Below are 8,225 nucleotides of genomic sequence, written 5' to 3'. Positions count from 1 at the left end.
CCACTGCCAGCCGCAGTCCCAGTGCAGCTCGCGGACGCCGCTCGTCGCGTCGTCGGACGTCTCGGTGTCGGACGTCTCGGCGCCGGCCTCATCGGCGAGCAGCGGGCGCAGGTCGCGTCCGTCGTCGTCGGCGTCGGCGGGGAGCCCCGCCGCGGCGGCGAACGTGGCCGCGAGATCCAGTGCGCTCACCGGCTCGCCCACCACGGTGCGGGCCGCGGCGACGCCGGGCCAGCGCACGAGGAACGGCACGCGGATGCCGCCCTCCCACAGCGTGTACTTCGTGCCGCGCAGCGCGCCGTTGTCGCCGTAGTTGCACTGCGAGCCGCCGTTGTCGGTGAGGTAGACGACGATCGTGTCGTCGGCGACGCCTGAGGCGTCGAGGCTGTCGAGCAGGCGACCGATGGCACGATCCATCAGCTCGAGCTGCGCGAGGTAGAAGGCCCGCCCGTCGGGCAGGTTCGGGCTGATCGCCCCGTCGTACCAGTCGAGATACTCGGACGCGCCCGGATGCCAGTCGCCGGGGCTCTCCATGCCGCGAGCGGCCAGTTCGTCATCGGGCAGCTGCCAGCAGAAGTTGTGCACGGCGTTGAAGGCGACCATCGCGAAGAACGGCTGCTCGCCGGCGCGGCGCTCGATGAACGCCCCTGCCCGGTCGGCGATCTCGTCGGTCGTGAAGCCGTCGAACTCGACCGGCTCCTCGCCCGACCAGAACGGCTGCACCCCCATCGCCTCTGCGGCCTCGCCGTACTCGGCGACCGCCTCCTCGCTGTGGTGCAGGTAGTGCAGGCGTCCCATCGACTGGCCGGCGAGGCCGTAGAACGACTCGTCGAAACCGTGGTGCGGCGGTGCGCCGCGATCGGCGGCGGTCTCGTCGCCGTAGTGCACCTTGCCGAAGTACCCGGTCGCGTAGCCCGCGTCGCGAAGCCGCTCGGCGATGGTGGGGGCGCTGCCGATGTGCGCCGAGTCGAACCACAGTCCGCCCCAGCGCTGCTGGTACTGCCCGGTGATGAGACCGGCGCGCGAGGGCGAGCAGATCGGCGCGGTCACGTACGCGTCGGTGCAGGTCGCCCCCTCGGCAGCCAGGCGGTCGAGCACCGGCGTGCGCACCCCGGGCGTGCCCTGGGCGGAGCGATCGGCGTACCCGTGGTCGTCCGAGACGATCAGCAGGATGTTCGGGCGGCGGGTCATGGGGCTCCATCCCATCCGGGCGGCGCGAAGGCGCCGAGGGGGTCGTCGTCGAGGGCGCGGGTCTGTCCGGCGCCGAACACCGGCAGCCCGCGGCCGTCCGCGCGCGGATCCGCGTGTTCAGTGAACCATGCGTCGAGCATCCGGCGCATCCCTGCCAGCTCGGCGGCGTGCGCCGGATCGTCGGCGAGATTCACCCGCTCGCGCGGGTCGGCGACGAGGTCGTACAGCTCGTGCGGGCCGTACGGATGCCGGTGCACGTACTTGCGCTCCACGGTGCGGATCATGCGGACGGGGCCGTATTCGCTGTGCACGACGACGGGACGCTGCGGAGCATCAGCGCCTTCCCCGCGCAGGACCGCGGCGAAGCTGCGCCCCGGACCCTGCTCGAACGGCTCGGGATCGAACCCGAGCAGCTCGAGCAGGGTCGCGGGCAGGTCGTACGCGCTGCGCAGCTCGTCGTGCACCGCGCCCTCGGGTCGCACTCCGGGGCCTGCGACGATGAACGGCACCATGACCGACTCGTCGTACATGTTCATCGGGAAGGTGCCGTTGCCCTTGCCCCAGAAGCCGTGCTGGCCGCAGCTGAACCCGTTGTCGCTGAGGAACACCACCACGGTGTCGTCGGCGATGCCGTGCGCATCCAGCCGGTCGAGCACCCGGCCGATGGCCGCGTCCATCGCCGTCACCGCGGCGAAGTAGCCGATCAGCGCCTCGCGGATGTCGGCTTCGCCGCCGATCGGCGCGCCGTCGAGGGTCTGCAGCCAGGGATGAGGCTGCTCCTGCGGGCAGGTCTCGAACGCGCAGCCGCGATAGAGATCGGTGAACTCCGCGGGGTGCTGACCGGCGAACGGCTTGTGCGGCGCGGTGAAGTTCAGAGCCAGGAAGAACGGGGCGTCGTGCTGCTGCTCGGCATCGAGGAACGCGATCGCATCGTCGGCGATCACATCGGTGAGGTAGTCGGTGACGTGCTCGGTGCGGCCGTCGCCGGTGTGCATCACCGCGTCGTGGTACGGGCTGCCGCCCCCGTCGAGGGCGTACCAGTGCACGAAACCGCGACGCGGCACGTCACTGGCCCCCAGGTGCCACTTGCCCGACAGGCCGAGGCGGTAGCCCGCATCGGCGAGCGCATCGGTGAGGGTCGGCATCCCCGCAAGGTGATCGCGGCTGCCGGGTCCGGAATGGGATCCGTCGAGGTAGTCGTGCACACCGTGCGCGGAGGGGATCCGACCGGTGAGCAGACTGGCCCGGGCCGGCGAGCACACCGGTGACGCGCAGAAGAAGCGGTCGAGACGGATGCCGCGCGCGGCCAGCCCGTCGAGGACGGGCGTGCGTATCTCGCGGTTGCCCGCGGCACCGAGGGCCCAGGGGCCCTGGTCGTCGCTGACGATGAGGATGAGGTTCGGCCGCGTCATGTCAGCGCTTCCGCATCGGCGAGCAGCAGAGCCGAGCCCTCCTCAGCGGAGCGGTATGCCGCGAGGACGAGCTCGACCACGTGCCTCGCGTGCTCCAGGGGCACGGTGGGAGCACCGCCCTGCACCACGCGCTGGAAGTCGGCGAGTTGCGCGGTGAAGGCGCTCTGGATGTCGTCCGGATGGGTGCGGTGGATCAGCTGCGAGCGGCCGTCGGCGTGCACGGTGGTGCCGTGCCGAGGATCGATCTCGATGATGCCGCGGTCGCACACGACCGTGACCAGGTCACCGCGCGTGGCCGGGTCGCTGACGACGACGATGCTCACCGAAACCCCGTTGTCGAGGCGCAGCATCATCGCACCGTCGGTCTCGACCGCCGAGCCGAAGCGGCTGACCGTGGTGGCGAGCATCTCGACGGCGCGTCCGCCGCCGAACCACAGCGAGCGGTCGATGCAGTGTCCGCCGATGTTCATCAGCGCGCCGCCGCCGGCGATGTCGGGGGAGAAGAACCACGGCGAACGGGTGCCGGGGCGGTAGTCGGTGCTGCGGTTGTCGCGCACCATCCGCACAGCGCCCAGCTCGCCCGAGGCGAGCACCTTCTCGGCGGCGACCTTCTCGGGCAGGTAGTGCTGGATGTGCCCCACCGTCAGGGCGACCCCCTCGCTGTCGCACGCGGCGATCAGGCGGTCGCAGTCCTCGAGGGTGGTGGCCATGGGCTTCTCCACGAGCACGTGCGCGCCGGCGGCCGCGGCGTGCACGGCGATCGGCAGGTGCGTGGAATGCGGGGTGTTCACGATGACGGCATCCACCGCTCCCGACTGCAGCATCGCTCGATGATCGGTGAAGACGGCGGCGTCAGGGCATCCGGAGGCCACCCTGCGGGCGGCGGCCTCGTCGATGTCGCAGACGGCGGCCAGCTCGACGCCGTCGAGCGCCGCTGCTGCGGTGCAGTGGTACGAGGCGACCGCCCCGGCTCCGATCAATCCGATCCGCACGTGTGTCTCCCTCTGTCAATCCTGGTGAAGTGCGCTCGCGCCGCATGAGCGACGGATGACGATGCGCGGCCGCAGCCGGATCTGGTGCAGCGGGCATTCGTCGCCCTCCACCAGCCGGCGCAGCATGACGTCAGCGGCCATGCGGCCGATGCGGTACTTGGGCGGGGCCACGGCGGTGAGCGGCACCTCGGCGAGGTCGGCCACCTCGTCGTCGTACGAGACGAGAGCGATGTCGTCGGGGATGCGCACCCCCGCCCTGCGCGCGGCACCCTGCAGCAGGGCGGCCTCCCGGTCGCCGAACACGAGGGCGGCGGTGGCCCTGAACTCGCGCAGCGCGGTGAAGGCCGAGGAACCGGAATCGGATTCCCACTCCTGCTTCGTCTGTGCGAACTCGAGCCCCGCAGGCAGTCCCAGATCGGCGACGGCGCGGTGGTAGCCGCGCACGATGCCGAACTCGGTGACGGTGGCCGACCGCGTGAGAAGGGCGATGCGCGAGTGGCCGAGGCGGGCCAGATGAGCGATCGCGTCGTAGGCGCCGCCGGCGTGATCCGAGCAGACGTGCTCGGTGGTGTCGGCGGGGCCGCCGTCGGCCAGGCTGCGCTCGACGAGCACCACCGGGGCGGGCAGCGCCATGAGCTCGTGGGCGCGGGCCAGCGGGTCATCGAGGCCGGTGAGCGTGGGTGCCAGGATCAGGCCGTCGACGCCGGCATCCAGCAGCGACGCGATCGCGTCGTCTTCGCGTTCGGGCTGATACCTGTACGTGGCCAGCTGCAGCGAGGCACCCGCTGCCTGCAGCGATTCGTCGATGCCCTGCAGCACCCGCGGGTAGTACAGCTGAGTGTCGGGCAGCAGCACGCCGATGCGCCGACGGGTGCGCTCCTCCCGCGGACGCATGTGCGCGACGAAGCTGCCGGCGCCCTGGCGGCGCACGACGATCCGCTCGGCCACCAGCTCGTCGAACGCCCGACGGACGGTGGTCAGCGACAGGCCCGTCTCCTTCGACAGCTCCTGCTCGGTGGGCAGCTTCTGACCGGCGGTCCAGGTGCCGGCGAGAATACCGCGACGCAGCTGATCGGCGAGGAGCTCGAACTTCAACCCTCGCGATTCCGCGTCGCGCACCGCTGCGCGCTTTCCGGCCATGCCGATCCCTCCATCGTTCTTCCTTTGATTCTTCGGTCCGTGAGAGAAGGAATAAAGACGTATTCAGCGATTCCTTTCGTCTCTCAGTACCTCGCGGGGGTGTGAAGCGAGGAACCGTCGCAACAGAACGATCACGGATATCGGAATACTCCTTGAATACTCTTCTAGCGAGGGGCGAAAGTCGACCCACGCAGGCGACGATGCCGTGCACAGACGAAAGGAAATCCGATGGCGAAGATCCGTAAGGTCTCAGCACTTGCCCTCATCGGCGCGGTCGCGCTCACCGCCGCCGGATGCTCGTCCGCGTCAAGCGGCGGATCCAGCGACTCCGGGGAGTTCACCTACTGGGCGATGTGGAAAGAGGGCGAAGCGCAGCAGAAGGTGGTCGCCCAGGCCATCGCCGACTTCGAGAAGGAGACCGGCATCGAGGTGAACGTCCAGTGGCAGGGGCGCGACAACCTCAAGAAGACCGTTCCCACGCTCAATACGAACAAGGTGCCCGACCTCGTCGACGGCTCGTTCGCGAAGACCGCGCCCGTGCTCGCCGAGACCGGTCAGGCGAAGCCCCTCACCGAGGCGTATGCCGCAGAGGTCGACGGCGAGAAGGTGTCGTCGCTGATCCCCGAGGCGTACCTCGAAGACGACGTGCTCACCGTCGAGGGCGAGGATGCGCCGTGGATGCTGCCCTACTCGCTCACCAGCGACGCGATCTGGTTCAACAAGGCGACGCATCCCGAGCTCGCCGAGAACGCGCCCCAGACCTGGGACGACTTCCTCGCGACCATGGATGAGATGAAGGCCGCGGGCGAGACGCCGATCGCCATCGACGGCGACGTCGCAGGCTACAACGCCTACTGGTACACCTCGACGATGGTCGGCCTGGCGGGCCCCGGTTCGCTGCGGAAGATGGCCGCCGACAAGACCGGTAAGGCGTGGGACGACCCCGAGGCGCTCGAGGCCGCGCAGATGATCGAGGAGCTCGTCAAGGGCGACTACTTCATCGACGGATACAACGCCAGCAAGTGGCCCGCGCAGCAGCAGGTGTGGGCGGACGACAAGGCCGTGATGCTCTTCAACGGCACGTGGATCCCCACCGAGACCGGTCCGTACGCCGCCGACGGCTTCGAGTACTCGTCGTTCCCGTTCCCGTCGCTGGGAGACACCGCGCGGGCCGACTTCGTCGGATTCTCCGTGCCGGCCCGCGCGAAGAACGCCGAGAACGCGCAGAAGTTCGCGGCGTTCTTCCTGAACAAGAAGTACCAGGACGCCCTCGGCACCGACGCCAAGATCATCCCGATCCGGTCCGACGCGGCTGTCAGTGAGGAGATGTCGACCGTCAAGGACGCTCTGGACGCTGCGGACTCGTACTACATGCAGAACGACGGCATCAGCTTCCCCGGCTACACCGAGAAGCTGCTGTGGCCCGCGCTGAGCGACCTCGTGCTCGGCAAGACCGACGCGAAGACGTTCGTCGAGACGATGAAGACCGGACAGGTCGACTACTGGAAGCAGAACTCGTGACCGACGTCGCTCTGGCGCCCGCCGCTCCCCTCCCCCGTCGCGGGCGGCGGGGAGGGGGCAGCACGATCGACCAGGCCCGCCGCCGCCTGTTCGTGCCGTTCGTCGGCCCCGCGTTCGTGCTGTACACGATCCTCTTCGTGGTGCCCTCGGTGTACGCGATCTGGATCAGCTTCAACAAGTGGGCCGGTGCCGGCCCCATGGAGTTCGTCGGCCTGGGCAACTACGTCCGGCTGTTCAACGACAAGCTCTTCGTGCGATCGTTCGGCAACACGCTGCTGCTGCTGTTCGTCGTCGGGCTGGCGATCTTCGTGATCGCCTTCGCGCTCACGCTCGTGCTGCGCGATATGACGGGCAAGAAGATCGCGCGGTCGGTGATCTTCTTCCCGCATCTGGTCAACGCGATGATCTTCGGCGTCCTGGCCGGATTCATCTTCAACCCGGGCGGCCTGGTCAACACGCTGCTCGGCGCCTTCGGCGTGACCGATCCGCCCGCCTGGCTCTCTCAGGACAACCTGTTCCCCCTGATCATGGTGATGATGACGTGGATCACCACGGGCTACTTCACCACGATCCTCATGGCCGGCGTCGACCGCATCCCGCCGTACTACTACGAGGACTGCGCCCTCGCCGGCGCGAACGCCTGGCAGCGGCTGCGCCATGTCATCCTGCCCCTGACCTGGGACGTGTTCGGCACGTGCGCCGTGCTGTGGACGATCTCGTCGGTCAAGATCTTCGAGATCATCTGGATCTTCGGCGGATCGACCGGTGCGGGCATGCCGCCGACGCAGACCTGGACCACCGCGGTGTACACCTACGTCACCGCCTTCTCCGGCGAATCCGTGCCCGCCTACGGCGCGGCATCCGCCTCGGCCGTGCTCTCGCTGGCGCTCGTGTCGGTGCTGGTGCTGCTGCTGCGCCGCGTGATGAAGCGCGAAGCGATCGAGTTCTAGGAGATATCGTGACTGCGACCCTCACCGAAGACACCACCCGCACCATCGTGGTGCCCCCCGAGCACCGCCGCCCTCGCCGCCGCAGCGGAGCCGCCATCGGCAACGACCGCAGCGTGATCCGCGCGATCGGGATCGTGCTGCTGTGGGCCTTCGTCGTGCTCAACGTCGCGTGGATGGTGTGGATGGTCATCCAGGCCTTCCGCGACACCCGCTCGATCCTGGCCGACCCGTGGGGGCTGCCCACCTCGCTCGATCCGGTGAACTTCGTCACCGCCTGGACGGTCGGCGACTTCGCGACGGCGACGATGAACAGCGTCGTGACCACGCTGGTCTCGTCGTTCCTCACCGTCGCACTCGCGGCCCCCGCCGCGTACTACCTGAGCCGCGTCGAGAACCGGCTCACGAACTCGCTCACGATGTACTTCGTGCTCGGGCTCGGCATCCCCGCCCAGGTGATCGTCATCCCGCTGTTCGTCATGCTGAACGAGGTCTACCTCACCGACAGTCTCATCGGGCTCAACCTCGTGTACATCGGCGTCTCGATGCCGTTCACCGTCTTCCTGCTCACGGCGTTCTTCCGATCGCTGCCGCTGGAGATGGAGGAGGCGGCGGCTCTAGACGGCACCACCGCCTTCGGCACCTTCTGGCGCATCACGCTGCCGCTGGCCAAGGGCGGCATCCTCACCGCCTTCGTGCTTCAGGTCATCTCGCACTGGAACGAGACCCTCCTGGCGCTGACGCTGCTGCAGTCCACCGAGAAGTACACGCTGCCCGTTGCGCTGATCTCATTCATCCAGCAGCAGACCTACTCCGGCGCCGACTGGGGCGGGCTGTTCGCCGGACTGTGCATCGTCGTGCTGCCGATGCTGGCGATCTATCTGTGGCTGGGCCGCCGGCTCACCGAGGGTCTCACCCTCGGCATGGGCAAATGACTTCGGCGGCGGTGCGGCCGAACCTCCTCGTGGTGATGGCCGACCAGCTCGGCGCGCACGTCATCGACCGCGATGAGGGATGGGTCGACA

General features: G+C 68.8%; 7 protein-coding genes. 3 read left to right on the top strand and 4 right to left on the bottom strand.

From position 1 onward, the window contains the following. From RT309_RS10710 to RT309_RS10695, 4 genes are all read right to left on the bottom strand, one after another. A partial coding sequence (locus RT309_RS10710; RefSeq protein ID WP_313356915.1) for a sulfatase-like hydrolase/transferase occupies positions 1 to 1,188 on the bottom strand: 1,188 nt, incomplete at its 3' end. After that, a complete protein-coding gene (locus RT309_RS10705; protein WP_313356914.1) occupies positions 1,185 to 2,600 on the bottom strand; it encodes a sulfatase-like hydrolase/transferase in 1,416 nt (471 codons plus the stop codon). The genes RT309_RS10710 and RT309_RS10705, both read right to left, overlap by 4 nt. Then, a complete protein-coding gene (locus RT309_RS10700) occupies positions 2,597 to 3,592 on the bottom strand; it encodes a Gfo/Idh/MocA family oxidoreductase (RefSeq protein WP_313356912.1) in 996 nt (331 codons plus the stop codon). Before RT309_RS10700 ends, RT309_RS10705 begins: the two co-directional genes overlap by 4 nt. Before the next feature lie 15 nt (positions 3,593 to 3,607). Next, on the bottom strand, positions 3,608 to 4,732 hold the full coding sequence (locus RT309_RS10695) for a substrate-binding domain-containing protein (RefSeq protein ID WP_313356910.1): 1,125 nt from the start codon (positions 4,730 to 4,732) through the stop codon (positions 3,608 to 3,610). A 228-nt stretch (positions 4,733 to 4,960) separates the two neighbouring features. Between RT309_RS10695 and RT309_RS10690 the strand changes: the two genes are divergently transcribed. From RT309_RS10690 to RT309_RS10680, 3 genes are read left to right on the top strand one after another with little or no spacing between them, the layout of a single operon-like run. Then, complete coding sequence (locus RT309_RS10690) at positions 4,961 to 6,253, top strand: extracellular solute-binding protein (protein WP_313356908.1); 1,293 nt, start codon at positions 4,961 to 4,963, stop codon at positions 6,251 to 6,253. After that, complete coding sequence (locus RT309_RS10685) at positions 6,250 to 7,203, top strand: sugar ABC transporter permease (protein ID WP_313356906.1); 954 nt, start codon at positions 6,250 to 6,252, stop codon at positions 7,201 to 7,203. Before RT309_RS10690 ends, RT309_RS10685 begins: the two co-directional genes overlap by 4 nt. A gap of 8 nt (positions 7,204 to 7,211) precedes the next feature. Further along, a complete protein-coding gene (locus tag RT309_RS10680; RefSeq protein WP_083428651.1) occupies positions 7,212 to 8,135 on the top strand; it encodes a carbohydrate ABC transporter permease in 924 nt (307 codons plus the stop codon). The last annotated feature ends 90 nt before the right edge of the window (positions 8,136 to 8,225 follow it).

Source organism: Microbacterium sp. (assembly GCF_032084865.1).
Lineage (GTDB): Bacteria > Actinomycetota > Actinomycetes > Actinomycetales > Microbacteriaceae > Microbacterium.
This window is presented reverse-complemented; position numbering and strand designations above follow the sequence as displayed.